Below are 25,241 nucleotides of genomic sequence, written 5' to 3' on the forward strand. Positions count from 1 at the left end.
GGACGGAGAAGCGAGCGCGTTCAGGAAGGCTTCGCCGCGAGCGGGTCGAGAAGCGCGAGCTCGTCGTCGGTGAGCGGCGCGCCGTCGAGGGCGCGGAGCGTGTCCTCCAGCTGGCCGACGCTCGACGCGCCGATGAGCGCACTGGTCACGGCGGGGTCGCGGAGCACCCACTGGATCGCGAGCTGCGCGAGCGTCTGTCCGCGCGAGGAGGCGATGTCGTTCAGAGCGCGGGCCCGTTCGAGGTAGGCCTCCGAGATGTTCGATTCCGTCATCCAGCGACCGGTCGCCGCGCGCGAATCACTCGGGATCCCCTTCAGGTAGCGGTCCGTGAGCAGACCCTGATCCAGCGGAGAGAACGCGATCGCGCCGACCCCCAGCTCGGTCAGAGTGTCGAGCAGGCCCAGCTCCTCGATGCGGCGGTCGAACATGTTGTACCGCGGCTGGTGGATGGTCAGCGGCACGCCCTCGGCGCGCAGCGCGGCTGCGGCCGCTCGCGTCTCCTCCGGCGTGTAGTAGTTCGAGATGCCGACATAGAGCGCCTTGCCCTGGCGCACCGCGGTCGCGAGCGCGCCCATGGTCTCCTCGATCGGCGTCTCCGGGTCGGGACGGTGCGAGTAGTAGATGTCGACGTACTCGAGGCCCAGGCGCTGCAGCGACTGGTCCAGCGAGGCCACCATCGTCTTGCGCGAGCCCCACTCTCCGAACGGGCCGTCCCACATCTGGTAGCCCGCCTTCGTCGAGATGACGAGCTCATCGCGGTAGTGACGGAAGTCGAGCTGGTGGATGCGGCCGTAGTTCTGCTCCGCGCTCCCCGCAGGCGGGCCGTAGTTGTTCGCCAGATCGAAGTGGAAGACGCCCAGATCGAACGCACGGCGCAGGATCGCGCGCTGCGTCTCGAACGTGCGATCCTCTCCGAAGTTGTTCCACAGGCCCAGGGAGACGCGCGGCAGGATGAGGCCGCTCCGTCCGCTGCGCGCTGTCTGGATCGAGTCGTACCGGGTCGGCTCAGCCGTATACGTCATGACGCTGCTTTCTCGCAGATGGGGGATGTCTCCACTATCCCAGCTTCAGCGCCGCGCCAGAGCCCCCGCCATCCGGTCGACGGCCTGCTCGATGATCGGCCGCGATGTCGCGAACACGAAGCGCATGAAGCCGATGCCTGCCGTGCCGGTCGCCGATCCGTCGGTCAACGCGACACCGGCCTTCTCGCGGAAGAACTCGGCCGGCTGTGCGCCGAGCTCGAGCGCCCGCGCATCGAGCCAGCCGATGTAGGTGCCCTCGGGTGCCCGGTAGTCGATCTCGGGGATCTTCGCGGCGAGCGCTTCACCGAGGAATCGGCGGTTGCCGTCGAGGTACTGCACGACCTCGGCGAGCCAGGCGCGATCGTCGCGGTAGGCCGCGGTGTTCGCGATGACGCCGAGGTTGCTCGCACCGTGCGAGGCCATCATCCCGATGGGCTCCCAGATCGCCCGATCGGCCTCGTTGGTGAGGATGATCTGCGCCGTCTTGAGGCCCGGCAGGTTCCAGGCCTTCGACGCGGATGTCGCGGTGACGGTGTGCGCCGCCGCGGCATCCGAGATCGAGGCGTACGGAACGTGCGCGGCCGGCGCGTAGACGAGCGGCGCATGGATCTCATCGGAGAACACCCGCCCGCCGTGACGCTCGACGACCTCGCTCACCGCGAGCAGCTCCTCCCGGTCGAACACCCGCCCGACCGGGTTGTACGGATTGCAGAGGATGAGCAGACTCGCGCCGGCGCGGAAGGCGGCGTCGATGCCGTCGAGGTCGAGGGCGTACCGCCCGTCGGTCACCGTCATCGGCACCTGGATGACCTCGCGCCCCGCCATCGGCGGCACCGAGAGGAACGGCATGTAGGCCGGTGTCGGCACGATCACCGGCGCGCCGGGACGGGAGAAGTGCTTCATCGCCAGCTCGAGACCCTGGATCACGTCGGCGATCGGATGCACGTCGGATGCCGGCACCGCCCAGCCGTACATGTCGTTCAGCCACTCGGCGGTCGCCGCGGACATGTCATCCGACAGAGCCGTCGGAAGATAGCCGAAGACTCCCTGGTCGACGGCGGCGTGCAGTGCCCGGGAGATGCCGGGGGCGACGCCGAAGTCCATCTCGGCCACGAAGGCGCCGACCGCGTCGGGGAACGTCGACCATTTCAGGCCGCCGATGCGACGAAGGTGATCGACCTCGATGGCGTCGAAGGCGGAGGCGAGAGACATGCGTGCTCCTGTCGGTCGGCGGCGGGGATGCCTCCTCCATCTTCGCCCGGTTCTCAGCCGGCGGGCGCGCCCGCGATCATCTCGTCGTATCCCTCGCGGTACGTCGGATACTCGAGAGTGCCGAGCACGGACAGGAGCAGCGACCCGTCGTGCACGAGTCCGGTCGCCTCCGCCGAGGGATCATCCGGCGGGGCATCCGCTCCGAGCCTCTGGGCGATGTGCGCGACGACGTCGCCGAGCGGCGCCGGCGCCTGGTCGATCGCGTGCACGAGCGCCGGTGGCTCCGGCATCCGCAGCAGCGCGTCGAGTGCGCGCACGAGATCGGTCTCGTGGATGCGGTTCGTGCGGCGGCGGTGGTTCACGACCTTGCCCTCGCGCACCTGCCGCAGCAGGAACTCCCGGCCCGGACCGTAGATCCCGGCCGGCCGCACGATGACCGCGGAGAACAGCTCGATCGCGGCCCGCTCGCCGTCGTACAGCCCGCGCGAGCGATCGGATGCCGGTGCGGGGTCATCCTGTTCGGTGATCGGATGATCGGATGCTGCGCTCTCGAAGACGCCGGTCGAGGAGACGAACACGGTGCGGGCGGGGACCGAGGGCAGGGCGTCGGCGAGGTGCGTCAGGGCTATGCGATAACTGTCGACCGTGCCGCCCGGCGGGAGCGTGACGACCATCGCGTCGACCTCGGGCAGGCCCTCCGCGAGAGGGAGCGAGAGGTCTGCGCGGAGGCCGACGACGCCGTCCGGCAGGTCGCCGTCGCTGCGCCGCAGCGCGAACACCTCTCCCCCGTCGTCGACGAGCCGGAGAGCCAGACGCTGTCCGAGCTTGCCGAACCCGACGAGCAGCGTGCGAGGGGGCGGCGCCGTGACGGTCATCCTGCGACCGTACCTGCATTTCCGACCCGTTGCGGTCGGGGGCGTTCAGCCGCCGTCGAGGCAGAACACGTCGCGCGCTGCGCGCTCCGCGCGGTCCACGTCGCCGTCTCGGATGAGCTGGGCCAGCGCGGTGGCGGTGTTCTCCCGCTGCATCTGCCGCTCGGGCGAGAGGAGGTCCCGGCTCAGATCGCGGATGACGAGGTACCAGGCATCACCGAGGAGCAGGCGGAACAGCGGACTCCGCACCTGGTCGCACAGGTAGCGAAGCATGTCGGCTTGCGCCGACAACCAGTCTCCGTCGCCGGCGATCTCGGCCGCCACCTCTCCCGCGAGCGCGGCCGCGCGGTCGCGTTCCGCCGCACCGAGTTTCGGGACCGCCAGCCGGACGATGCATCCCGCGCTCAACGCCGCGAAATCCCGGGTCGCCGCGATCGACTCTGCCGTGACGTCGGCCACGACGGTGTGTCTGCTGGGGTAGATCTCGATCATGCCGATCCCCCGGAGCCGCTGCATCGCCTCGCGGACGGGGGTGCGCGAGATGGCGAACTCCTCGGCGAGCGCCTGGTCCCGCAGTCGGGCCCCGGGAGGGTACGTCCCGTCGGCGATGCGGCGAGCGAGGCGCTGGAAGAGCTCGTCGACGAGGATCGGCGCACTCATCGAGGAGCCGAACGACGAGGGGCGATCGGTCCGGGTCTCCGGCACAGGTGTGAAAAGCACGCGCCGCACCCCCATTCGCTGAACTCTCGCTCGGATCGCCGGAGCGGGGTTCCACGCTACGCGTCAGCCCTTCACGCCTCCGATCCGGAGTGTGAACGGTCTGCGGGTTCCTCGTCGGACAGGTACGTGGTGCCGACCAGGACGCATCCGAGAGCGGCGAGCCCGGCGAGGAGTTCGGCATCCATCACGAACCCGCCCTGCGAGCTGTCGGAGGATCCGTACCAACTGATCACCGTGTCGCACGCCGGCCGGAGGGCGCTCAGCACGTCCGCCTTGCCCTCGACCACCGCCACGAGCGCGCGGAGCGAGCGGAACGCGTCGGGGTCGTCGTCGGAGTCGGGGTCGTTCTGCGAGGGCAGAAGGCTCAGTCTCGCGCGACGCTCCGGAATCCGCGCAGCCGCAGGCTGTTTCCGACGACGAAGACGCTGGAGAGCGCCATCGCCGCGCCCGCGAGCATGGGGTTGAGCATGCCGAGGGCGGCGACGGGGATCGCCGCGACGTTGTAGGCGAACGCCCAGAACAGGTTGGTCTTGATCGTTCCGAGCGTCTTGCGCGACAACCGGATCGCGTCGACCGCGCTGCGCAGATCGCCGCGCACCAGGGTGATGTCGGATGCTTCGATCGCCACGTCCGCGCCCGTTCCCATGGCGAGACCTAGGTCGGCCTGAGCCAGGGCGGGAGCGTCGTTGACGCCGTCGCCGACCATCGCGACGACCTTCCCCTCGCCCTGCAGGCGGCGGACGACGTCGACCTTGTCGGCCGGGAGCACCTCGGCGATGACCTCGTCGATGCCGACCTCGGCGGCGATCCGCCGTGCGACGGCCTCGTTGTCGCCGGTGAGCAGCACCGGGGTCAGACCGAGAGCCCTGAACTGCGCGATCGCCTCGGCACTCGTGGGCTTGACCGTGTCGGCCACGATCAGGATGCCGCGCGCCTGACCATCCCAGCCGACGGCGACGACGGTTTTGCCCTGACTCTCGGCATCCGCCTTGGCATCCGCGATCTCCGGACTCAGGTGCTGCGACCACTCGGCCAGCAGCGACTCGCGCCCCACCAGCACGGCGTGCCCGTCGACGACGCCTTGTACGCCCTTGCCCTCGATGTTCGCGAAGTCCTCCGGCGCCGACAGCGCGCCGACCTCCTGCGTCGCACCCTTCGCGATCGCCTGGGCGATCGGGTGCTCCGAGGCGTCCTCCAGCGCTCCGGCGAGGCGCAGCAGCTCGGCCCGATCGGTGCCCGGCTCGAGGACCGCGTCGACCAGCGTCATCCGGCCGGAGGTGACCGTGCCGGTCTTGTCGAGCACGACCGTGTCGACGGTGCGGGTGGACTCCAGCACCTCCGGGCCCTTGATGAGGATGCCCATCTGCGCCCCGCGTCCGGTGCCGACGAGCAACGCGGTCGGGGTCGCGAGGCCGAGGGCGCACGGGCAGGCGATCACGAGCACGGCGACCGCGGCGGTGAAGGCGGCGGCCACCGGGAACCCGGCACCCAGCCAGGCACCGAGCGCCACGACCGCGATGACGATCACGATCGGCACGAAGACGCCCGAGATCCGGTCGGCGAGGCGCTGCACCTCGGCCTTGCCGGTCTGCGCGTCCTCGACGAGGCGAGCCATCTGCGCGAGCTGCGTGTCGGATCCGATCCGCGTGGCCCGCACGACGAGCCGACCGCCGACGTTCGTGGTCGCGCCGGTCACCGCATCTCCCGACGCGACCTCGACGGGAGCGGACTCCCCGGTCAGCATCGAGGCGTCGACCGCCGATGTGCCCGACACCACGACACCATCGGTCGCGATCTTCTCCCCCGGCCGCACGAGGAACTCGTCGCCGACGCGCAGCTCGTCGACGGGGATCTTCCCCTCGACGCCGTCGCGCACGACCGACACCTCTTTCGCGCCCAGCTCCAGGAGGGCCCGCAGCGCAGCGCCCGCCTGCTTCTTCGACCGCTTCTCGAAGTACCGTCCGGCGAGGATGAACATCGTCACGCCCGCGGCGACCTCGAGGTAGATGTTCGCGGCGCCGTCGGACGGCGCGAGCGAGAACTCGAACGGATGCGTCATGCCCGGGGTGCCGGCCGTGCCGAAGAACAGCGCGTACAGCGACCAGAGGAACGCGGCCGAGGTGCCCATCGAGATGAGCGTGTCCATCGTCGCCGCACCGTGCCGCAGGTTCATCCATGCGGCCCGGTGGAACGGCCACGCTCCCCACACGATCACAGGGGCGGCGAGCGCCAGCGACGCCCACTGCCAGTACATGAACTGCAGGGCCGGGATCATCGCCATCGCGATGACCGGAATCGTCAGCACGATCGAGCCGATCAGCCGGTTGCGCAGCGAACGCAGCTCGGGGTCGACGTCGTCGGAATCTCCGCGTGCCGCAGCATCCTTCGGCGCCGGCATCGCGGCCGTGTATCCGGTCTTCTCGACCTCGGCGATGAGCGCGGCCGGGTCGTACCCCTCGGGCACGATGACCTTGGCCTTCTCGGTCGCGTAGTTCACGGTCGCCGAGACCCCGTCGAGCTTGTTGAGCTTCTTCTCGATCCGCATCGCGCAGGAGGCGCAGGTCATCCCGCCGATCTCCAGTTCGACGCCGGATCCGGCCGTCTGGGGCACGGAGGTGCTCATGAGTGATCACCGTGCGCGGCGTCGACCACGAACTCGGCGGTGCGCACCACGCCGTCGACCTGGAAGTCCAGGTACAGCAGGTAGCGGCCGGCGGTCGGGGCTTCGGCGAAGAACACGATCTCAGGTCCCGCGGTGTCGCCGGCGGCGGGCTCGTCACCTTCAGCGTGCACGTGCAGGAAGGCGAGATCGCCCTCGCGCAGGGCGACGAGGTGGCCGAAGGCTCCCAGATACGGCTCGAGTGTCGTGACCGGCTGACCGTCGCGAGAGATCGTGATCGTCAGCTCGCTGGCGGATCCGGCGACGACGTCGCCCTCGAGGGAGACCGTGAAGCCGTCCACCTCGGAGGCCATGCTCGGCTCCGTCTCGACCGGCGTGAAGGCACCTGCGACCTGCACGAGGCGCGAGAGGGTCAGGTTCGTCGCATCCTCGCCCGCTGTCGTGAAGTCGGCGAACACCCGGTAGGTTCCGGCATCCGCCCATTCCCACGGCACCGACCAGGTGCCGGTGGACGCGTCGAGCACGGGGTGCACATGCTGGAACCGGCTCCCGTCGGATCGCGCCACGATCAGATGCAGGTCCTTGTCGTGTGCGGTGGTGAACGAGGTCACGGGTTCGCCGTCGGCATCCTGGATCTGGAAGCTCAGCTCACCCGACTCCCCGGCGACCGCCGGAGCGGTGATCGGCGACAGCACGTACCCGTCGATGCTGATCGCCAGCCCCTTCAGCGCGCCGGCCAGTTCGGATGCCGAGGATGCCGACTCCGTCTCGTGTTCTCCGCCGTGCTCGTTCATGTCGCTTCCCTTCTGCGATTCCGCCACGATGTCATCCGGCGCCACGGCCGCGGCGATGCCGAAGGCCCCGCCGAACGCCACCGCCAATCCCGCCCCGAAGAGGGCCAGCCGCGCGCCGGTCTTCATGACGCCCGCACCGCCGAGTAACCGGCCTCTTCGACAGCGGCGAGGACCTGTGCGTCGTCGATGTCGGCGGCGGCGGTCACGGAGAGCAGGCCGGTCTGCGCGCTCACCTGGATGTCTTCGACACCCGCGATCTGGCCGACCTCTTCACGGACCGACATCTCGCAGTGTCCGCAGGTCATGCCCGTCACCTGGTACTCGTTCGTCGCCATGTCATCCTCGTCTCGATGAATACCCCACCGGGGTATCTGAAACAACTGTATACCCCTCTTGGGTATTCCCGAAACCCGCACCCAGGACGCGAGTATCGTGGCCCCGTGATCACTTGCGTCGTGACGTACACGATCGACCCCGGCAAGATCGCGGCCTTCGAGGAGTTCGCCGCGGCCACGGCGCTCTGACGGGGCGCTCTGACCCGACGCCCTGACGGGGCGCTCTGACGCCGGCGATGGCGTAGACCGGATCGTTCTCCGGTTCGCGATGCGACCGCGAAGCGACCGGGTGAGCGACACGACGCAGAGTCAGGAGCCGGGGGCCCCGTAGCGCTTCGTGAGCGCCTGGCCGATGGCCGCGAGGTGGTCGCGCACGCCGGCGGGCTCGGTGATGTCGAGCCATTCGACGAGGCCGGAGAGGAGCCCGGCGAGCCCGTACTCGCTGGGTCCGCGGATCACGACGGACACACGCCCGTCGGCGGTGACCCCCGTGGTCTCGAGGTTGTCGCCGACGGCGATCCTGAGCTTGTCGATCCCGTCGGGCGCACAGGTCGCGTGGATCACGACGGGCGACGTGCGCCGCCGGTCGAGATCGTCGGCGATCTCCTGCCAGCTCTCGGAGAGGTCGACGGCGCCGGGGAACAAGACGGGCTCGTCGGTCGGAGCGGCGGACGAGACCCGGTCTATTCGGAAGGTGCGCCGACCCCTCTCCGTGTAGGCGACGAGGTACCACGAAGGCCCCTTGGCGACGATGCCCACCGGGTGGACGATCCGCTCGGACTCCGCGCCCTCGCTGTCGACGTAGCCGAGTCGCACCTGCACGCCGCGGATCACCGCATCCTGCAGTTCATCGAGGAAGGGCGGCGGCTGCGCAACCCGCGTGGAGCCCCAATTCCGCGGGTCGAGGATCAACGAGGTCGCCGCCGCCTCGGCCTCATCGCGGAACGGCTCGGGAAGAGCGCGCACGAGCTTGCGGAGCGCGGATCGCACGGCCGGCGTCGCCGTCGAGGCCGGGCCGGCGACGAGGAACAGGGCGCGGGTCTCGCTCGCCGTCAGCCCGGAGAGATCGGTGCGGCCGCCCCCGAGCAGCCGCCAGCCGCCCGCCCTGCCCTGGATCGAGTAGACCGGGATGCCGCTCTGCGCCAGCGCGTCGAGGTCGCGCCGCGCGGTGCGCTCCGACACCTCGAGCTCGACGGCGACCTCGGCGGCCGTCACCTGTTCGCGGCGCTGCAGCATGAGCAGGATGGCCACGAGTCGATCGCTTCGCATGTCGACAACATTTCCAGATAAACCGGTCATCAGGTGACCTGTTTACCTCCCTAGCGTGAAGAGCATGAACTCATCGACACACTCCATCCCCTTCCCCGAGCCGACCCTGATCGCTGTCAACGGCGTGACGCTCGAGGTCTTCGAAGCCGGCCGTGAGAACGTCGGCCGACCCATCGTGCTCTGCCACGGCTGGCCGGACCTCGCCTTCACCTGGCGTCACCAGGTGCCCGCGCTGGTCGCCGCGGGCTATCACGTGATCGCGCCCACCCAGCGGGGCTTCGGCAACTCGTCCCGCCCGGCCGACGTCGAGGCCTACGACGTCGCGCAGCTGGCCGGCGATCTCGTCGCACTGCTCGATCACTACGGCTACACGGACGCGACCTTCGTCGGTCACGACTGGGGCGCGATGGTCGTGTGGAGCCTGAGCGTGCTGCATCCGACCAGGGTGAACAAGGTGATCTGCCTGAGCCTGCCGTACCCCGCGCGCGGCGAGCGGCCGTGGCTCGAGTTCATGGAGGAGGTACTCGGCAGCGACTACTATTTCGTGCATTTCAACCGGCAGCCCGGCGTCGCCGACGCGGTGCTCGAGGCGAACACGGAGCGGTTCATCCGCAACCTCTACCGCCGGAACGAGCCGCTCCAGGCGCCGCAGCCCGGGAACGCGATGATCGCACTCGCGCTGTCGGACTCCCCTCACGGAGAGCCCCTCTTGAGCGCCGAGGAGCTCGCCGTGTACGTCACGGCCTTCGAGGAGTCCGGGTTCACCGGCGGCATCAACTGGTACCGCAACTTCGACCGCGACTGGCAGCTGCTCGGAGACGTCGATCCGATCGTCCGTCAGCCGACCCTCATGATCTCGGGCGATCGCGACCCTGTGGCGCCGTCACCGAACCTCGCGGAGTTCGTGCCGAACGTCGAGGAGATCCGTCTCGACAGCGGTCACTGGATCCAGCAGGAACGTCCCGACGAGACCAACCGCGCGATCCTGGAGTGGCTGGGACGACACGGATCGATCGCCTCGGACCGTCCCCCTCTCCGATCGTCTTAGGCTGTCCCCATGCCCCTCGAACCGACGGATGCCGCGTCGAGACGGGTCGTGTTCCACCGTTTCGGCGGACCCGAGGTGCTCGGGATCGAGCATCGCCCCGTGCCGCGGCCGCAACCGGATCAGGTGCTGGTCCGGGTGGCCGCGGCCGGCGTGAACCCGGTCGACTGGAAGCTGTTCAGCGGCGAACCCATGAACGACCCGTACGAGCGCAGCCTGCCGTCGGGCAACGGCTACGACTTCTCGGGCACGATCCACGCGCTCGGTGACGACGTGATCGGGTGGCGCGTCGGCGAGCCGGTCTTCGGCGGGCTCCGGTACGAGGCGCAGGCCGACCACCTCGTGATCGATCCGGCTCTGCTCGTCCGCGTGCCGGACGGCCTCTCGCTGCTCGTCGCGGGAGCGCTCAACGTCGTCGGGCGCACGGCCGTGGCGAGCGTCGAGTCGCAGCGGATCGGCGAGGGCGACATCGTGCTGGTCAGCGGCGCCGCCGGCGGCGTCGGCATCCTCACCGCTCAGCTCTGCGTGCTGCGCGGCGCACGGGTCCTCGGCACGGCGAGTCCCCGCAACCACGCGCTGCTCCGCCGGCTTGGCATCCAACCGCTCGCGTACGGCGACAGCCTCGCCGACGAGGTGCGCGCAGCCGTCCCGGACGGGCTCACGACAGTGCTCGACACCGTCGGCCACGGCACGGTCGACCTGGCGCTGACGCTGGGTGTACCCCCGAACCGGATCAACACGATCGCCGACTACGACGCGCGCCGACGGCATCCGACGGTCCGCGGAGTCGGTGGAGCCAAGGCCGGCGCGCGGGAGCTGACCCTGATCGCGGAGCTGCTCGCCGGGGGCGGCGTCGAACTGCCGATCGACTCGGTGCACCCGCTCGAGGACGTGCGCGAGGCCTATGCGCGCTCCATCGCCGGACACGCCACCGGAAAGATCGTGCTCACCACGGAGCCGGGGGCCGGCGCGACCGACTGACCGACGCCAGAAGACCTCAGCGTGCGGCGAGAGCGGGGAGGGCGACGCCGTGCAGGGCCTCGACGACCGGCGCGAGCTCGGGCTGGCCAGCAGCATGCTCCAGCGCGCGCTCCAGCGTCGCGTCGTGGATCGGGTGCGCACGGTCGTACAGCTCACGGCCGGATGCCGTCAGCTCGGTGTAGATCCCGCGACGGTCGTCAGCGCAGAGCACGCGGGTGAGGAGCCCGCGGTCCTCCAGTCGATTGACCAGGCGCGTCGTCGCGCTGGGGCTCAGCGCGGTCGCCCTCGCGAGCTGCTGCATGCGCATATGCCAGCCATCCTGCCGCTCCAGCGCATCGAGCACCGTGTACTCCACGACCGACAGTCCGACCGTGTCGGCCAGCCCACGCTCGAGCTCCGCTTCGATCAGGCCGTGCAGGGCCGCGAGTGTCCGCCATCCCTGAGCGCGCACTTCGACGGCGTCGTCTGCGATTCCCATGAGCACCTCCCAAGTAGTTGCTTGCGCTTTATAGTTGCGTGTGCAACGATTATCTCTCGCTGCGCAATATCCCGCGCGTGCAATCAATCTCAGAGTATCAGGAGAATCGTCATGCCCGCAGGACTGATCGCCCTCGCCATCGGGGCCTTCGGCATCGGACTCACCGAGTTCGTCATCATGGGACTGCTGCCGGAGGTCGCGGCGGAGTACGGCGTCACCGAATCCGCAGCCGGCTGGCTCATCTCCGGGTACGCGCTGGCCGTCGTCGTCGGCGCCCTGCTGCTGACGGCCGCCTCCACTCGCCTTCCCCGCAAGCCCGTGCTGCTCGGGCTCCTCGTGCTCTTCATCCTCGGCAACGCCCTGACCGCTCTCGCTCCCGACTACGGCAGCGCCATGATCGGCCGGATCATCGCGGCCCTCTGCCACGGCGCGTTCTTCGGCATCGGATCCGTCGTCGCCGCCGGGCTCGTCGCCCCGGAGAAGAAGGCCGGAGCGATCGCCATCATGTTCACCGGTCTCACCGCGGCGAACGTCTTCGGGGTCCCGTTCGGCACGTTCCTCGGCCAGGAGTTCGGCTGGCGCTCGACGTTCTGGACGATCTCCGCGATCGGCGTGCTGGCTTTCATCGGCATCGCGGCCCTCGTGCCGGCCCTGCCGCGGCCCGACCAGAGCATCAGTCTCCGGCAGGAGCTGCGGGCCTTCCGGTCCGGCCAGGTGTGGTTCTCGCTGATCGTCACGGTCCTCGCGTTCGGCGGCATGTTCGGGGCGTTCACCTACATCGCGTACACGCTCACCGAGGTCAGCGGCTTCAGCTCCTCGGCTGTGCCGTGGCTGCTGGTGCTCTTCGGCGGCGGTCTCGTACTCGGCAACTGGCTCGGCGGCCGCCTTGCCGACCGCGCCATCGACCGCACCCTGATCGTCTTCATCGCGGCACTGGTCGTCGTGCTCGCCCTGTTCGCCGTCCTCGCCCAGTCCGGGATCGCGACGATCATCGCCCTGTTCCTCATGGGCGGGTTCGGCTTCGGCACGGTGCCCGGCCTGCAGAGCAGGGTGATGCACTACGCGGGCGGCGCGCCGACGCTCGCCTCCGGCGCCAACATCGGCGCGTTCAACGTCGGCAACGCCCTGGGCGCGTGGGCAGGCGGCGTGGGGATCTCAGCGGGGCTCGGCTACACCTCGCCGATCTGGCTGGGGGCGATCATCACCGGCGTCGCGCTCGTGGTCATCGTGATCGCCGCCGCGCGTGCTCGCGGCCCCGTGGCGTCCGATGACCGCAGCCCGGTCAGCGTCGACGTGCGCTGACCGGGCGACGATCAGCCGGTCGTCGTCGCCACGATGACCGGCGTCATCGCTGCCATGAGCGCCGCGGCGATGGCCGTGTTCACGGCCTTCGAGACCGCGTCACCGGCGGCGGAGCCCTCGACCAGCTGCTCGATCCGCTTCTTCAGCTGACCCGCCGACGCCCCCGCGGCCTCGTTCTTCAGGATCGGGTGCGCCGCGTTCATCCCCTGCAGGATGGCGAGGATCGTGACATCGGCCTGGGTGGGGGCGGCCGACCCGGAAAGCACGGCGGCGAGCCGCGAGCGGATCAGCATCTCCGGCCCGGGGTCAGACTCGGGCGTGCGCAGTGAGCCCCACCCGAAGAAGCCGCGCTCTCCCCGCACGACCACGCCCTGTGCGATGAGCGACTCGACGACGTGGTCGAGCGGGTCGAGCTTCGACCGCATCAGGAGGGACTGCAGACGCTTGCCACTCAGGGGCTCGAGGCGAGCAAGTGTCGCGTCGAGGATCGGATTCCCTGTGGGCTCGACCGAGACGACCTGCACGGCGGCGTTCTTCTCCTCGGTGACCACGACGCGGTCGTGGAGGGCGAGGTCGACGATGACCGCGGCGATCGCACCGAACAGACGGTGCACGCTCGCTGCGCTCTCGACGCGCCCGTCGGGCCGGGTCAGCAGCAGGTGGAGTTCCTCGACGATCAGCATGGGATCACGATACGGAAGACGGATGCCGACGACATCCCCCGCGCGGCGGAGATCCGTCCGGAGGATGCCGCCGCACGCAGAAGCGCCGCGCCCTCCGGAGAGGACGCGGCGCTTCGGAGCCGGGAGTTACTCGCCGGCGATCTTCTTCGCGTCGTCCGCGTTGAGCACGCGGAACAGGATCGCGGCGATGACGGCACCGACGACCGGGGCGACGATGTAGAGCCACAGCGAGCTCCAAGCGAAGTAGCCGCCGACCGAGAGGCCGAGGGCGACGGCGGGGTTGAACCCACCGCCCGAGATCGAGCCGACCGTCGCCGCGCCGACGAACACCGTGGCGCCGATCGCGAGGCCGTAGAAGGAGTTGCCGTCGGTGTCCTTCGAGGTGGCCGTGTTGAGCACGACCCACACGAGGATCAGCGTGAACAGCGCCTCGACCAGGAAGGCGGGGCCGACCTCGATGACCACGGCCTTGCCGCCGCTGGGCCATACGGCCAGGCTGGCGAGCGCGGCCAGCGCGCCGCCGATGAACTGGGCGATGAGGTAGGCGATGAAGTCGACGACGCTCAGACCGCCGCGCAGGAACACGCCGACCGAGACGGCCGGGTTCAGGTGCGCGCCGGAGATGTGGCCCGTCGAGTAGACGAGGACCATGAGTGTGAAGCCGATCGCGAGCGGCGTCAGCGGGCTTTCGCTGTTCACTGCCGCGATGATGGCGAGGACGAAGAGGAAGGTCGCGAGCCCTTCGGCGAGCGCCTTCCGTGCGGTACCGGTCATGAGAGAACCCGTTTCTTGTGTCAGGTCGTGAAGCGATCCCCTCGATCGCCCCTGCCGGAGGCCGGCGGACCGTCCTTCGTGCGACGACAATATATCGGTGCCCCGGGCGACGGCCCGCGAAGCCGCGCGGCATTTCTGTGAGAATCCTGAACGCCCGCGCGGCCGCCGTGTCAACCCCATCGCCGCCTGCGATCGCAGGCCATAGCGTTCGAGGATGACCACCGAGACCGCCGCCGGGGCCGAGACTCCCACTCGCCTGCGCAGAGCCATCACCGGCCCTCTGCTCTTCGCCTTCATCCTGGGAGACGTGCTGGGTGCCGGCATCTACGCGCTCATGGGGGTGCTCTCCCAGAAGGTCGGCGGGATGCTGTGGGCGCCGCTGCTGCTCGCCCTGCTGCTCGCACTGCTCACGGCCGGCTCGTACGCGGAACTCGTGACCAAGTATCCGAAGGCCGGGGGCTCGGCCGTCTTCGCCGAACGGGCCTTCCGCAGCCCGCTCGTGTCGTTCCTCGTCGGATTCAGCATGCTGGCGGCGGGCGTGACCAGCGCGGCCGGACTCGCGATCGCCTTCGCCGGCGACTACTTCCGCACCTTCATCGATCTGCCCACGATCCCGGTCGCCATCGTCTTCCTCGCCGTCGTCGCGCTCCTCAACGCCCGCGGCATCCGCGAATCCATGGGCGCCAACCTCGTCATGACCGCGATCGAGCTCAGCGGGCTCGTGATCGTGATCGCCGTCGTCGCGGTCTTCGTCGGCGGGGGCGGCGGCGACGTGTCACGCATCACGGAGACGCCCGAGGGCACGAGCGTCGGCATGGCCGTCCTCGCCGGGGCCGTCATCGCGTACTACTCCTTCGTCGGGTTCGAGACCTCGGCCAACATGATCGAAGAGGTCAAGAATCCCCGGCGCACCTACCCCCGCGCCCTCTTCGCCGCGCTGTTCACGGCGGGAGGCGTGTACGTGCTCGTCGGGCTCGCGAGCTCGATCGCCCTGCCGGCGTCGGAACTGCAGGAGTCCAGCGGGCCACTGCTCGCGGTGGTCGAGGCGACCGGCGTCAGCATCCCCTCCTGGCTGTTCAGCCTCATCGCGCTCATCGCGGTCGCGAACGGCGCCCTCCTCACGATGATCATGGTCAGCCGGCTGACGTACGGCATGGCCGAGCAGAACCTGCTCCCGGCCGCCCTGGGCCGCGTGCTGCCGAACCGGAAGACGCCATGGGTCGCCATCCTCACCACCACGCTGGTCGCGATGGGCCTCACCCTCGTCGGCGACCTGGCGACCCTCGCCGAGACGGTCGTGCTGCTGCTGCTCTTCGTCTTCCTCAGCGTGAACGTCTCGGTGCTGGTCCTGCGCCGCGATCACGTGGAGCAGGACCACTTCCGCGTCTGGACGTTCGTGCCCGTGCTGGGCATCGCGTCCTGCATCCTGCTGCTCACCCAGCAGCGGCCGCTCGTCTGGCTCTTCGGCGCGATCCTGCTCGCCGTCGGCGTGCTGCTGTTCCTGCTGGCGCGCTGGGGCCGGAAGCGCACCGAGAACCTGAAGACCGATGACACCCGCAACCCGGAGGAGAACCATGACCACGCCTGAGAACGGATCCGCAGACGACGAGACCTTCGAGGAGAAGCGCCACGATCAGCTGACCGCAGCGCCCGATGCGACCGAAGCCGACGCCGCGCCCCGCATCGAGGTCAGCGAGCACGACGGCAACACCCGCATCGACATCGCCCCCGACGCTCCGGTGCGCCCCGGGCCCGGCCCGGGCGTCGAGACCGACGACGACGAGTCGGCCTGAGCGCTACAGCCAGCCCTTGCGCTTGAAGAACGCGTAGAGCCCGAACCCCATGCCGATCATCAGCGCGATCGCCATCGGGTAGCCGAACGACCAGTGCAGCTCGGGCATGTTGTCGAAGTTCATGCCGTAGATCGTGCCGACCAGCGTCGGGGCGAACAGGATCGCGGCCCAGCCCGAGATCTTCTTGACCTCTTCGTTCTGACGGATACTCAGCTCCGTCATCCGCCGCATCTCCTCGTTCTGCCGGCGTGCGACGATGGTCGATTCCACCGTGAGCGCGTTGTCGAGCACGGTGCGGAACGTCGTCGCGCGGTCGGCGACGCGCAGCGTGTGGTCGAGCACGTCGCGCAGGTACTTCTGCAGCTCCTCGCTCACCCGGTACTTGTCCGATCCGCGCAGCAGGGCGTCGAGCATCCCCGAGAGCGGCTGCGTCGCGCGCTGGAAGTCGATGACCTCGCGGCCGAGGTCGTAGATGCGCTGCGTGGCATCGACATCCTCCTCGAACAGCTGGCTCTCGATCTCGTCGATGTCGTTCTCGAGCCCGGCGAGCACCGGCGCGTACTCGTCGACGACCTCGTCGAGGATCGCATAGAGCACCGCCTCCGGACCGTGGCGCAGCAGGGTCGGATCGCCCTCCAGCCGACGCCGCACGCGTCCGAGATCGGGCGACTCGGCATGCCGGATGGTCACGACGAAGTCCGGGCCGACGATGATGTGCACCTCACCGAACTCGACCTCCTCCGTTGCGTCGAGGTAGCGCGCCGGGCGCAGCACCATGAACAGCACGTCGCCGTAGCGCTCCAGCTTCGACCGCTGATGACCCGAGAGGGCATCTTCGACGACGAGCACGTGGATGCCGAATTCATCGGCGACCTCGCGGATCTCCTCCTCGCTCGGACGGTACATCCCGATCCAGCTCATGCCGTCGCGCGCGCGCATCAGCTCGAACGTCTCGCTGAGGCTCTGCGGGTTCTCGGTGCGGACGCCGTTCACATAGATCGCGTTGTCGATGATCGCCATCGTCGCCGTCCCCTCGCTCTGTCGGATCGGCTGCGGATCACTCCACCGGCGGCGGCACGCACACGAGCGCGGCATCCGTGATCGCCTGGTGGTACTGCTCGGCCGTGAACGGCAGGCCGAACTCCGGCGCCGTCTGACCGGAAGCAGCAGGCGCCTTGGAGGCGATGGCCGCGAGCTCCCACGAGAGGTACTGCGCGAAGGTCGCGCCCGCGGTCGAGTCGTTGAGGACCACCGCGACCGTGAATCCCGTCGCCGGGTCCGAGTAGGCGGACGTCGCGTATCCGGGCGTCCATCCGTGCTGGCCGACCAGCGACCCCACGAGGTAGGCGCCGCCCGTGGCCTGATACCAGGACGGGGCGTCGGCGGCCACGGGCAGCGGTGCGCCGAAGCGGTTCGGCTTGTCCTTGTCCTTGCGGAGCACCTGCGCGGCCTCGGCCTGGGCGTAGCGGCCGAGGTCGGTGATCGTCGAGACGACACCGGAATCCGTGAAGCCGGAGCTGGAGGAGAGCGTCGTGATGTCGACCGGCGCCTCGCAGCTGTACCCGCCTTCGATCGCGCTGAGGTAGTGGCCGTCCATCACCGGTCCGGTCGACGGAGGAGCGGCGGTGACACCGGGGAGCGAGGTGTCCGGAAGGCCGAGGGGCTCCGTGACGTATTCGGCGATCAGCTCGGCGGCCGTCATGCCGGATGCGCGCTCGAGTGCGAGACCGAGCAGCAGGTAGCCGGAGTCCGAATCCCGGTACGTGGTGTGCGCCGCGGTGCGGACGTGCCCCAGCCCGAAGCCCGCGAGCTCGAGGGGAGCCCAGACGCGGTCGGGTGTGGTCAGCCACGCGTTCTTGACGGTCGCCTCGGAGGAGCCGGCGCCGCTCGTGCCGTTGCAGAGGTCGAGAAGGGTGATGTCCTTCATGTCGGCGACGCCCGACACGTACTTCGGGACCTTCGCGTCGAGCTTGACCGTGCCCTCGTCGGCCAGCGCGTAGAGCACGTCGCAGGTCATCAGTCGCGTCACGTCGGCGATGCGGAAGGACATCTCGGTGTCGAGCGCCTTCTCGCCTGCACGGTCCTGCGAGCCGCTGGCCGTCACCCAGGTGCCGCTCCAGGGCACCCAGACGCCGACGATCGCGCCGCTCGCGCCGGAGGCGGCGACCGCGCTGTCGACGGCTTCCTGCATGGCGGCGACCGTGTCGTCGGGCAGCGCGCCCTCGGCCTGAGCAGGCGGAGTGTAGGTGAACGACTCCCCCTCGGAGCAGCCGGTGAGGACGAGAGCGAGCACGGCCGCGGTGGCCGCGGCGGCGCGCCACCGGCGCGACGAGAGAAGCTGCATTGGTAAGTACCCCCGAAGACGTGTCCCCCGAGTCTAGAACGAGGATGCTGAAAGTCAGCACCGGCACCCGCCGCACGGGGCGCACGTAAGGTGTGAATGTGCCCCATGCCTTCGAATCCGATGTGATCACCGCCATCCTCCGCCACATGAACGGCGACCACACCGACGACAACCTGCTCATCGCCCGCGCCTTCGCCGAGCCGGCCGAGGCTCCCATCACGGATGCCGTCATGACCGGCTTCGACGGCGACGGCGGCGTGTGGGACATCACCCGCGACGGCGATGTCTCCGAGCTCCGGGTGCCCTGGCCCGGCGGACCGATCGACGAGCGTCCGGCCGTGCGTCGCGAGGTCGTCGCGCTGTACGACGCCGCCTGCGCGCGCCTCGGCGTGGAGCCCCGCCCGCACGCCTGAGCGCGAAACTCGGCTTCCGTCCGAGGTTAGGCAAGCCTTACACTGGTCCCATGCCTGAGATCCTCTCCTTCTCCGCCGCGCTGCGCGAGCGCTCCTCCGGGTCGCATTCCCGCAGCGAGGGCGCCGGATTCATGTCCGACCTGCTGAAGGGCGAGGGCTCGCGCGAGGACTACATCTCGCTCGTCTCCCAGCACTACTTCATCTACGAGGCGCTCGAGGGCGCCGGCGAGCGGATGCGGCAGGATCCGGTGGCATCCGTCTTCCTCAGCGACAAGCTCACGCGGCTCCCTGCGCTCGAAGCCGACCTCGAGTTCCTGCTCGGCGCCGACTGGCGCGAGCGCATCACGCCGCTGCCCACCACGGAGCGCTACGTCGAACGCATCCGCCAGGTCGGTGCGACCTGGGCAGGCGGCTTCGTCGCGCACCACTACACGCGCTACCTCGGCGACCTCTCCGGCGGCATCTTCATCGGCCGCATCATGGCGCGGCGCTTCGGCTTCGAGACCAACGGCATCGGCTTCTACCTGTTCGACGACATCGCCGACCCGGCAGCCTTCAAGGACGTCTACCGCGAGCAGCTGGATTCCGCCCCGTGGGACGACGCCGAGCGCGAGCGCGTGATCGACGAAGTGCTGCTCGCTTACCGCTTCAACACCGAGCTCTTCGAAGACCTCGACCGCGCCCGCGTCGCCGCCTGAGCTCAGGCTTTCGGCAGCTCCGGCGTGGACTTCGCGAGCCACGCCTCGCGCATGAAGCGCCGCACGTCTTCGTCGACCCGGATGTCGGTTGGCCGCAGCGCCCGCGACAGGTACAGCCCGTCCAGTGACGTGAGCCGGCTGAGCGCGACGTACGTCTGACCAGGGGCGAACGCACCGGAGCCCAGGTCGATGATCGCGCGCTCGTAGGTCTTGCCCTGCGACTTGTGGATCGTCACGGCCCACGCGAGCCGCAGCGGGAACTGGGTGAACTCGGCCACGACGTCGCGGGACAGCTTCTTCGTGTTCTGGTCGTAGGCGTAGCGGAATCGCTCCCAGACCGCGGGCTCCACATCGACCTCGTCGCCGTCGATGTCGACGCGCACCGCGCCGCCGAGGATGCGGATGACGGTGCCGATCGTGCCGTTCACCCAGCGCGGCGGCTCGCCCGACATCGCGGTGTCGTTGCGCAGGAACATCACCTGCGCGCCGACCTTGAGCTTCAGCTCGGACTCCGCCGGCAGCGACGCTTCACCGCGCCCGAAGTCGCCGCTGACCTCGGCGCGTGCGGTCTGCTCCTTGCCGGGCAGGGCGATCAGATGCTGGCTGTTGATCTTGTTGACGATGTCGTTGCGGGTCGCGAGCGTGATCATCGGCACCTCGCCCGGCTCGGGGTCGGGCGGCGTCCTCGCCCCCTGCGCGTTGAGCACCCCGGCGATCTCGGCGGTCACCCGGCCATAGCGCACGGCATTGAGCATCGCTTTGAAGCCGTCGTCGGACTGCCGGTGGATGTTCACCAGCTCCCGCACGTGCAGCTCGGCCCTGGTGTCGACGGCGAAGAGTCCGTCCTGATCCGACGAGCCGAAGCCGTGGGACTCCGCCCTCGTGCCGGAGCCGGTCCACGGGCCGGCCCACACCTTCGCGTCGAAGAACCAGAACGAGCGGTAGTGGTCCTGCACGTAGCGCGCCTCGTCACCGCGCGGCGGCACGGGAGCCAGCTGGTACGGATCCCCGAACATCACGACCTGCACGCCGCCGAAGGGCTCGCCGCGCCTCCCCCGGGCCTGGCGCAGCGATCGGTCGATGGCATCCATCAGATCGGCGTTGACCATGGAGATCTCGTCGATCACCAGCGTCTCGATCGCGTTCAGGATCCGCCGGGTCGCATCGTTCTGATCGATGTCGGCGTCGCCGATGAGCCCGATGGGCAGCCGGAACAGCGAGTGGATCGTCTGCCCCTCCACGTTCAGCGCCGCGACGCCGGTCGGAGCGCAGATCGCGATCTGCTTCTTCGTGTTCCAGGCGAAGTGCTGCAGGAGCGTCGATTTGCCGGTGCCGGCGCGACCGGTGATGAAGACGTGCTCGCCGGTGTCCTCGATGAGCCGGAACAGCTCTTGCTGCTCCTCGGACAGGGCGGGAAGGGACACGGTGCTCACAAGGGGGACGCGGACGGACACGGGCGCCCACCCATGCTACGTCCCGGCATCCGCCCGGCACCGCCGACGCTCGGCGTCGTCTCAGGACGCCCTCCTAGACTGACGCCATGCAGCAGGTCGCGACCACGGGGGCCCGGCGCGCCCGTCTCGGTGCCGACCTGGCTCTGCTCGCGCTCGTGGGCGTCCTCCTGCTCGCCGCGCTCGGCGCCGGAGGCGCCACCCTCTACCAGCAGTTCTACGGGCCTTCCGCGTTCGTGACCCGGTATCTCGATCTGCTCGCCGCCGGACGGGCCGCCGATGCGCTGCGCATCCCCGGGGTCGCCGTCGACCGCGAGACCCTCGATGCGGCGGGCATCGATGCCACGGCATCCGAGGCGATGCTCCGCCATGCCGCGCTCGCCCCGTTGACCGACATCGAGGTCGAGTCCGAGGAACCCGCCGACGGGAAGACAGCGGTGACCGTCAGCTACAAGGCCGGCGGACACGAAGGACGCAGCACGTTCCTCGTCGAGCAGGACGGCTGGGCCGGCGTCACGCCCAACTGGCGCTTCACCGCCAGCCCGCTGGCGGTCGTGGAGCTCACCGTGCGCGGTGCCGACCGCTTCGCCGTGAACGGGTTCGAGGTCGATCGGCGCCAGGTGTCCGCCGCCGGCGTGGACGCGACGGGGATCGATCCGCTGCCACTGCTCGTGTTCACCCCGGGCCTGTATTCGGTCACGGTCGACACGGCCATCGCGGAGTCGTCGGGCAACGGCGTGCTCGCCGACACTCCCCTGGCCGTCACTCCGCTCGACGTGCAGACGAAGCCGACCGAGGAGTTCGTGGCGGTCGTGCAGCAACGGGTCGAGGAGTTCCTCACCGAGTGCACGACGCAGGAGGTGCTGCTGCCCGCGGCATGTCCGTTCGGCCTCGAGGTCCGGAACCGCATCGCCTCGCCGCCGAAGTGGTCGATCGCCACGCAGCCTCAAGTGACGGTGGCCCCGGACGGCGGCGAGTGGCAGATCCCTCCCGCGGATGCCGTGGCTCACGTCGAGGTCGAGATCCAGTCCCTCTTCGACGGTTCCATCGAGCCGGTGTCCGAAGACGTGCCGTTCCAGGTCAACGGCACGATCGTGATCCTGCCCGACGGCTCCGCGTCGATCCGGGTGGGCTCGCCCGACGATCCCGTCACGGAGTGATCCGGCCCTGACGCGACGGAGCCTAGCGGCTCTGCCGCTCCGCTTCGCGACGGTCGCGCTCCGCGAGGGCGGCGAGCTTGGCGTTGTACTCCTCTAGCTCGGCATCCCCGGTGCGATCCGCGTTCCGGTCGCTCCGGCGCTGCACCTTGGTGTCGTTGCGGCTCCACTGGATCGCGACCGTGATCGCCAGGATAAGCGTCGGGATCTCACCGATCGACCACGCGATGCCTCCGCCGACATACTGGTCCGTCATCGGGTCGGCGCCCCACGCGCGGCCCATCGACCCGAACCAGTCGGCGACCATGAGGCCCTCCTGCATCATGATCGCGATGCCGAAGAACGCGTGCATGGCCATGATGGCGATGAGGGTGATGAGGCGTCCGGGGTACGGCAGCCGGTACGGCACCGGGTCGGCGCCGATCAGGCTCATCACGAACAGGTAGCCCGACAGCAGGAAGTGGATGACCATCCACTCGTGGCCGAGGTGCTCGTACATCGACCAGCGCACGAGATCGGTGAAGTAGAACGCCCAGAGCGACAGGATGAAGATCGCCGCCGCCACGAACGGGTGCGTGAGAACCCGGGCCACGGGTGAGTGCACGGCCCACATGATCCACTCGCGGCCGCCGCGGGTGCCGTCGTCGCGCTTGTGGACGGCGCGCAGCGCGAGAGTGATGGGCGCGCCCGTGACGAGCAGCAGCGGGATCGCCATCGACAGCATCATGTGCCCGAGCATGTGCACGCTGAAGAGATACTCCTGGTACGCGTTGATCGGCCCGCCGGTGACCCAGACGAGCAGCAGCATCCCCAGGACCCAGAACACGGTGCGGTAGATCGGCCAGCGGTCGCCCCGGCGGTGCAGGCGGATCACTCCCGCGAGGTAGAGGAAAAGTCCGAACCCGGCCGCGACGAGCCACAGCACGTCGATGTTCCACGCGGTGAACCAGCGCTCGAGCGTGAGCTCCGGCGGCAGCGTCGTGCCGGTCAGGATCTCGGCCGGTGTCTGCGCGAACGCCGCGGTCTCGCCGGTCGGCGGGGGCGTGCGGGCGAGGGCGGCGGCGGCACCGGATGCCAGGCCCATCAGGGCGACCTCTCCGAGCACGAGCATCCAGAACCAGCGCGTGGCGCGTTCGCCCGAGAGCTTCGGGATGAGGCGGGTGCGGTACCAGGCGCCGAGCAGGCCCATGCCGACGAGCAGCGCGACCTTCGCGAGCACGATCGCGCCGTACGGGGTCGTCCAGAGCGCATCCCAGCTGCCCACCGCGACGATCGAGCGGGTCACCCCCGACACGGCGACGACCGCGAAGGCGGCGATCGCGAGCGACGAGTAGCGCGCCACGAGGCGCGGAGTGTCGACATCGGTGCGTCCGCGCAGGAGCACGAGCAGCAGCAGCCCGCCGAGCCAGACGGCCGCGGCGATCATGTGCAGCAGGATCGAGTTCACCGCGATGTTGTGCCCGGCGAGATCTCCGGCGTGCCCCTGCGTGGCGAGCGGGAGGAAGGATGCCGCGGCCAGGAACGCCGTGATGAGGGTCGGGGTCCACGTGCGCCACGCGAAGGCCAGGACCGTGATCACAGCGCCGAAGATCGTGGTGATGAGCCAGGACTGGCCGAGCGGAAGATCGAGCAGGAACCGCCCGAGCTGCGTGCCGAACTCGCGCTCGATGCTGAGCTTCGGGTTGAACGCCGCCATGAACGCGAGGAAGCCGGCGAGCCCGGACGCGACGGTGAACACCGCGGCGCCCACCGAGGCGACGTTCAGGGCCGTGTCGAAGGCGCGCTCTCCGGCCCGCAGCGCGAACAGGGCCAGCACGAGCGCGCCCAGCATCGCCGCACCGGCGATGTTCATCACCAGCTTCGCGATCGGCGTGCCCCAGAGCACGAAGGGCCCGGGATCCTGCAGCAGCGGCGGTTTGGCTCCGCCGCCGAGCGCGAGGGCGATGACTGTCGCGATGACCGCTGCGACGACGAGGATCACGATCCCCGCGAGTCGATACGCCGAGGACCCACTGGTCGTCTCGGCGCGGGAAGTCACCCCACCAGCCTAAGCCGCGGCATCCGCCCCGGCTGACCGTCCTCGCCCGCGTCCCGGGGATCGCAGAAGGCCGCCACCCGGGAGGGGCGGCGGCCTTCGTGAAGGTGCGTCGAATTACTTGACGGCAGCCTTGAGCTTGGAGCCAGCGGTCACCTTGACGCGCTTGCCGGCCGGGATCTTGATCTCGGCGCCGGTCTGCGGGTTGCGACCCGTGCGGGCGGCCGTGTCGACCTGCTCGAACGAGATCCAGCCCGGGATCGAGACCTTGCTGCCCTTGGCAACAGCGTCGGAGACCGTGGCGAACAGCGAGTCGAGGACACCGGAGACGGTGGCCTGGCTCTGGCCCGTTGCGCTTGCGATGCTCGCGACGAGCTCGGTCTTGGTGATGGACTTGTCAGCCATGTCACTCCTCCAGCGACGAGATCCCGTCGCATCGTTATGTGTTCGGAGCGGATGCTCCTGGTCTTGCGACCGCCTCGAATGTATCAACGACCGCCCACATTTCCGCGTCATTTCGCGGGTTTTGGGCAATTACTGGGCGTGTCGCACCACTTCCGTCACTCCAGTCACAGGTTTCATCCGTTTCACGCGCGGTCAGCGCGGGCGGTGGGCGTCGATCACGGACCGCGCCGTGCGCTCGAAAGCCGGCGTCACGCGGTCGTCGCCGTCGAGATATCCGCCCACGAGGGCGGCGTCCCGCAGCAGCACGAGGGATGCCGCGACATCGGCCGGATGGTCCAGTCCCGCGCCTTCCGCCACAGCCTGCAGGGTCGCGCGGAACCACTCGCGATGCTCGCCGATGAGCTGACGCACCGCTCCCCCGGCATCCGGATACTCGGCTGCCGCGTTGATGAACGGGCATCCGCGCGTGTGCCGGAGGCGGATGTCGGCGGCGATGCCGTCGACGATCGCCGTCAGCAGTCCTTCCGGCTCGGCGACCGCGGCACCGGCGTCGGCGAACATGCCGCGGAGCATCTCGTCCTCATTGCCGAGGTAGGCGAGGACGAGGTTCTCCTTGCCGCCGAACTGCTTGTAGAGCGTCGCGCGCGTCACGGCGGCCTCTTCGATCACGCGGTCGACGCCGACCGCGTGGATGCCCTCCTCGTAGAACAGGCGGGTCGCGGCGTCGATCAATCGAGCTCGGGCGGGACTGGGGCGCTTCGTCGTGGTGTTCATGGTGGTCTCTCCTCTCATCGTCGCATCCGATCCGCCGCTTCCGGATGACGACTTCCACGAATTT

Annotated in this window: 26 protein-coding genes; 8 read left to right on the forward strand and 18 right to left on the reverse strand. The window is 69.4% G+C overall.

Features of this window, described 5'->3' with window-relative positions; all coding sequences use genetic code 11:
- Positions 1-20: 20 nt before the first annotated feature.
- The 9 genes from LC452_RS05020 to LC452_RS05060 all read right to left on the reverse strand — a co-directional run bounded on the left by LC452_RS05020 (position 21) and on the right by LC452_RS05060 (position 8,844).
- Entirely contained in the window at positions 21-1,022 is a 1,002-nt protein-coding gene (locus tag LC452_RS05020) for an aldo/keto reductase (protein WP_223622933.1), read from the reverse strand.
- A gap of 45 nt (positions 1,023-1,067) precedes the next feature.
- Positions 1,068-2,234 (reverse strand): MalY/PatB family protein, encoded by a 1,167-nt coding sequence (locus LC452_RS05025; protein WP_223622934.1) that lies wholly within the window; start codon positions 2,232-2,234, stop codon positions 1,068-1,070.
- Between the two features lie 53 nt (positions 2,235-2,287).
- Positions 2,288-3,109 carry a sugar nucleotide-binding protein gene (locus tag LC452_RS05030; protein WP_223622935.1) on the reverse strand — a complete coding sequence of 274 codons (822 nt, stop codon included), beginning with the start codon at positions 3,107-3,109 and terminating at the stop codon, positions 2,288-2,290.
- A 45-nt stretch (positions 3,110-3,154) separates the two neighbouring features.
- Entirely contained in the window at positions 3,155-3,766 is a 612-nt protein-coding gene (locus LC452_RS05035) for a GntR family transcriptional regulator (protein WP_223622936.1), read from the reverse strand.
- Between the two features lie 131 nt (positions 3,767-3,897).
- Positions 3,898-4,119, reverse strand: coding sequence for a hypothetical protein (locus tag LC452_RS05040; RefSeq protein WP_223622937.1), 222 nt, complete (start codon positions 4,117-4,119; stop codon positions 3,898-3,900).
- 71 nt (positions 4,120-4,190) lie between these two features.
- Complete coding sequence (locus tag LC452_RS05045) at positions 4,191-6,449, reverse strand: cation-translocating P-type ATPase (protein WP_223622938.1); 2,259 nt, start codon at positions 6,447-6,449, stop codon at positions 4,191-4,193.
- A complete protein-coding gene (locus tag LC452_RS05050) occupies positions 6,446-7,366 on the reverse strand; it encodes a heavy-metal-associated domain-containing protein (protein WP_223622939.1) in 921 nt (306 codons plus the stop codon). Before LC452_RS05050 ends, LC452_RS05045 begins: the two co-directional genes overlap by 4 nt.
- Positions 7,363-7,575 (reverse strand): heavy-metal-associated domain-containing protein, encoded by a 213-nt coding sequence (locus LC452_RS05055; RefSeq protein ID WP_223622940.1) that lies wholly within the window; start codon positions 7,573-7,575, stop codon positions 7,363-7,365. Before LC452_RS05055 ends, LC452_RS05050 begins: the two co-directional genes overlap by 4 nt.
- Positions 7,576-7,884: 309 nt before the next feature.
- Positions 7,885-8,844, reverse strand: coding sequence for a YafY family protein (locus tag LC452_RS05060; RefSeq protein ID WP_223622941.1), 960 nt, complete (start codon positions 8,842-8,844; stop codon positions 7,885-7,887).
- 64 nt (positions 8,845-8,908) lie between these two features.
- Between LC452_RS05060 and LC452_RS05065 the strand changes: the two genes are divergently transcribed.
- Both LC452_RS05065 and LC452_RS05070 read left to right on the forward strand, forming a co-directional pair.
- Positions 8,909-9,892: an alpha/beta fold hydrolase gene (locus tag LC452_RS05065; RefSeq protein WP_223622942.1), complete on the forward strand. Its 984-nt coding sequence runs from the start codon at positions 8,909-8,911 to the stop codon at positions 9,890-9,892.
- A 9-nt stretch (positions 9,893-9,901) separates the two neighbouring features.
- Positions 9,902-10,870 carry an NADP-dependent oxidoreductase gene (locus LC452_RS05070; protein WP_223622943.1) on the forward strand — a complete coding sequence of 323 codons (969 nt, stop codon included), beginning with the start codon at positions 9,902-9,904 and terminating at the stop codon, positions 10,868-10,870.
- A 16-nt stretch (positions 10,871-10,886) separates the two neighbouring features.
- On the opposite strand, the gene LC452_RS05075 is transcribed toward LC452_RS05070, so the two are convergent.
- On the reverse strand, positions 10,887-11,348 hold the full coding sequence (locus LC452_RS05075; protein WP_223622944.1) for a MarR family winged helix-turn-helix transcriptional regulator: 462 nt from the start codon (positions 11,346-11,348) through the stop codon (positions 10,887-10,889).
- A gap of 111 nt (positions 11,349-11,459) precedes the next feature.
- Here LC452_RS05075 and LC452_RS05080 point away from each other — a divergent pair, with 111 nt between their 5' ends.
- Positions 11,460-12,650: an MFS transporter gene (locus tag LC452_RS05080; protein WP_223622945.1), complete on the forward strand. Its 1,191-nt coding sequence runs from the start codon at positions 11,460-11,462 to the stop codon at positions 12,648-12,650.
- 11 nt (positions 12,651-12,661) lie between these two features.
- Here the strand turns inward: LC452_RS05080 and LC452_RS05085 are convergent, their stop codons facing one another.
- Positions 12,662-13,333, reverse strand: coding sequence for a GPP34 family phosphoprotein (locus LC452_RS05085; protein WP_223622946.1), 672 nt, complete (start codon positions 13,331-13,333; stop codon positions 12,662-12,664).
- A 126-nt stretch (positions 13,334-13,459) separates the two neighbouring features.
- Complete coding sequence (locus LC452_RS05090) at positions 13,460-14,107, reverse strand: MIP/aquaporin family protein (protein WP_223622947.1); 648 nt, start codon at positions 14,105-14,107, stop codon at positions 13,460-13,462.
- Positions 14,108-14,321: 214 nt separating this feature from the next.
- On the opposite strand from LC452_RS05090, the gene LC452_RS05095 reads away from it, so the two are divergent.
- Positions 14,322-15,695, forward strand: a complete 1,374-nt coding sequence (locus tag LC452_RS05095) for an APC family permease (RefSeq protein ID WP_223622948.1) — start codon at positions 14,322-14,324, stop codon at positions 15,693-15,695.
- Positions 15,682-15,900, forward strand: a complete 219-nt coding sequence (locus LC452_RS05100; RefSeq protein ID WP_223622949.1) for a multidrug transporter — start codon at positions 15,682-15,684, stop codon at positions 15,898-15,900. Before LC452_RS05095 ends, LC452_RS05100 begins: the two co-directional genes overlap by 14 nt.
- Positions 15,901-15,903: 3 nt before the next feature.
- On the opposite strand, the gene corA is transcribed toward LC452_RS05100, so the two are convergent.
- Both corA and LC452_RS05110 read right to left on the reverse strand, forming a co-directional pair.
- Entirely contained in the window at positions 15,904-16,920 is a 1,017-nt protein-coding gene (corA, locus tag LC452_RS05105) for a magnesium/cobalt transporter CorA (protein ID WP_223622950.1), read from the reverse strand.
- Positions 16,921-16,957: 37 nt separating this feature from the next.
- Positions 16,958-18,244, reverse strand: coding sequence for a serine hydrolase (locus LC452_RS05110; RefSeq protein WP_223622951.1), 1,287 nt, complete (start codon positions 18,242-18,244; stop codon positions 16,958-16,960).
- 98 nt (positions 18,245-18,342) lie between these two features.
- Between LC452_RS05110 and LC452_RS05115 the strand changes: the two genes are divergently transcribed.
- Both LC452_RS05115 and LC452_RS05120 read left to right on the forward strand, forming a co-directional pair.
- Positions 18,343-18,657, forward strand: coding sequence for a DUF2470 domain-containing protein (locus LC452_RS05115; RefSeq protein ID WP_223622952.1), 315 nt, complete (start codon positions 18,343-18,345; stop codon positions 18,655-18,657).
- A 50-nt stretch (positions 18,658-18,707) separates the two neighbouring features.
- Positions 18,708-19,355 (forward strand): heme oxygenase (biliverdin-producing), encoded by a 648-nt coding sequence (locus LC452_RS05120; RefSeq protein ID WP_223622953.1) that lies wholly within the window; start codon positions 18,708-18,710, stop codon positions 19,353-19,355.
- A gap of 2 nt (positions 19,356-19,357) precedes the next feature.
- Here LC452_RS05120 and LC452_RS05125 read toward each other — a convergent pair whose 3' ends face one another.
- Positions 19,358-20,779 (reverse strand): ATP-dependent RecD-like DNA helicase, encoded by a 1,422-nt coding sequence (locus LC452_RS05125; RefSeq protein WP_223624693.1) that lies wholly within the window; start codon positions 20,777-20,779, stop codon positions 19,358-19,360.
- Between the two features lie 116 nt (positions 20,780-20,895).
- Between LC452_RS05125 and LC452_RS05130 the strand changes: the two genes are divergently transcribed.
- Positions 20,896-21,966, forward strand: a complete 1,071-nt coding sequence (locus LC452_RS05130; RefSeq protein ID WP_223622954.1) for a hypothetical protein — start codon at positions 20,896-20,898, stop codon at positions 21,964-21,966.
- Between the two features lie 22 nt (positions 21,967-21,988).
- Here the strand turns inward: LC452_RS05130 and LC452_RS05135 are convergent, their stop codons facing one another.
- The 3 genes from LC452_RS05135 to LC452_RS05145 form a co-directional block, all read right to left on the reverse strand.
- A complete protein-coding gene (locus LC452_RS05135; RefSeq protein WP_223622955.1) occupies positions 21,989-24,001 on the reverse strand; it encodes a cytochrome c oxidase assembly protein in 2,013 nt (670 codons plus the stop codon).
- 114 nt (positions 24,002-24,115) lie between these two features.
- Complete coding sequence (locus LC452_RS05140; RefSeq protein WP_017203554.1) at positions 24,116-24,403, reverse strand: HU family DNA-binding protein; 288 nt, start codon at positions 24,401-24,403, stop codon at positions 24,116-24,118.
- Positions 24,404-24,595: 192 nt separating this feature from the next.
- Complete coding sequence (locus tag LC452_RS05145; protein ID WP_223622956.1) at positions 24,596-25,177, reverse strand: TetR/AcrR family transcriptional regulator; 582 nt, start codon at positions 25,175-25,177, stop codon at positions 24,596-24,598.
- Between the last annotated feature and the right edge of the window lie 64 nt (positions 25,178-25,241).

Source organism: Microbacterium sp. EST19A (assembly GCF_019969685.1).
Taxonomy (GTDB): domain Bacteria; phylum Actinomycetota; class Actinomycetes; order Actinomycetales; family Microbacteriaceae; genus Microbacterium.

Coding starts and splice junctions, on each gene's coding strand:
- LC452_RS05020 (WP_223622933.1), bottom strand. CDS start 1,022: ATGACGTATACGGCTGAGCCGACCCGGTACGACTCGATCCAGACAGCG.
- LC452_RS05025 (WP_223622934.1), bottom strand. CDS start 2,234: ATGTCTCTCGCCTCCGCCTTCGACGCCATCGAGGTCGATCACCTTCGT.
- LC452_RS05030 (WP_223622935.1), bottom strand. CDS start 3,109: ATGACCGTCACGGCGCCGCCCCCTCGCACGCTGCTCGTCGGGTTCGGC.
- LC452_RS05035 (WP_223622936.1), bottom strand. CDS start 3,766: ATGAGTGCGCCGATCCTCGTCGACGAGCTCTTCCAGCGCCTCGCTCGC.
- LC452_RS05045 (WP_223622938.1), bottom strand. CDS start 6,449: ATGAGCACCTCCGTGCCCCAGACGGCCGGATCCGGCGTCGAACTGGAG.
- LC452_RS05050 (WP_223622939.1), bottom strand. CDS start 7,366: ATGAAGACCGGCGCGCGGCTGGCCCTCTTCGGGGCGGGATTGGCGGTG.
- LC452_RS05055 (WP_223622940.1), bottom strand. CDS start 7,575: ATGGCGACGAACGAGTACCAGGTGACGGGCATGACCTGCGGACACTGC.
- LC452_RS05060 (WP_223622941.1), bottom strand. CDS start 8,844: ATGCGAAGCGATCGACTCGTGGCCATCCTGCTCATGCTGCAGCGCCGC.
- LC452_RS05065 (WP_223622942.1), top strand. CDS start 8,909: ATGAACTCATCGACACACTCCATCCCCTTCCCCGAGCCGACCCTGATC.
- LC452_RS05070 (WP_223622943.1), top strand. CDS start 9,902: ATGCCCCTCGAACCGACGGATGCCGCGTCGAGACGGGTCGTGTTCCAC.
- LC452_RS05075 (WP_223622944.1), bottom strand. CDS start 11,348: ATGGGAATCGCAGACGACGCCGTCGAAGTGCGCGCTCAGGGATGGCGG.
- LC452_RS05080 (WP_223622945.1), top strand. CDS start 11,460: ATGCCCGCAGGACTGATCGCCCTCGCCATCGGGGCCTTCGGCATCGGA.
- LC452_RS05085 (WP_223622946.1), bottom strand. CDS start 13,333: ATGCTGATCGTCGAGGAACTCCACCTGCTGCTGACCCGGCCCGACGGG.
- LC452_RS05090 (WP_223622947.1), bottom strand. CDS start 14,107: ATGACCGGTACCGCACGGAAGGCGCTCGCCGAAGGGCTCGCGACCTTC.
- LC452_RS05095 (WP_223622948.1), top strand. CDS start 14,322: ATGACCACCGAGACCGCCGCCGGGGCCGAGACTCCCACTCGCCTGCGC.
- LC452_RS05100 (WP_223622949.1), top strand. CDS start 15,682: ATGACCACGCCTGAGAACGGATCCGCAGACGACGAGACCTTCGAGGAG.
- corA (WP_223622950.1), bottom strand. CDS start 16,920: ATGGCGATCATCGACAACGCGATCTATGTGAACGGCGTCCGCACCGAG.
- LC452_RS05110 (WP_223622951.1), bottom strand. CDS start 18,244: ATGCAGCTTCTCTCGTCGCGCCGGTGGCGCGCCGCCGCGGCCACCGCG.
- LC452_RS05120 (WP_223622953.1), top strand. CDS start 18,708: ATGCCTGAGATCCTCTCCTTCTCCGCCGCGCTGCGCGAGCGCTCCTCC.
- LC452_RS05130 (WP_223622954.1), top strand. CDS start 20,896: ATGCAGCAGGTCGCGACCACGGGGGCCCGGCGCGCCCGTCTCGGTGCC.
- LC452_RS05140 (WP_017203554.1), bottom strand. CDS start 24,403: ATGGCTGACAAGTCCATCACCAAGACCGAGCTCGTCGCGAGCATCGCA.
- LC452_RS05145 (WP_223622956.1), bottom strand. CDS start 25,177: ATGAACACCACGACGAAGCGCCCCAGTCCCGCCCGAGCTCGATTGATC.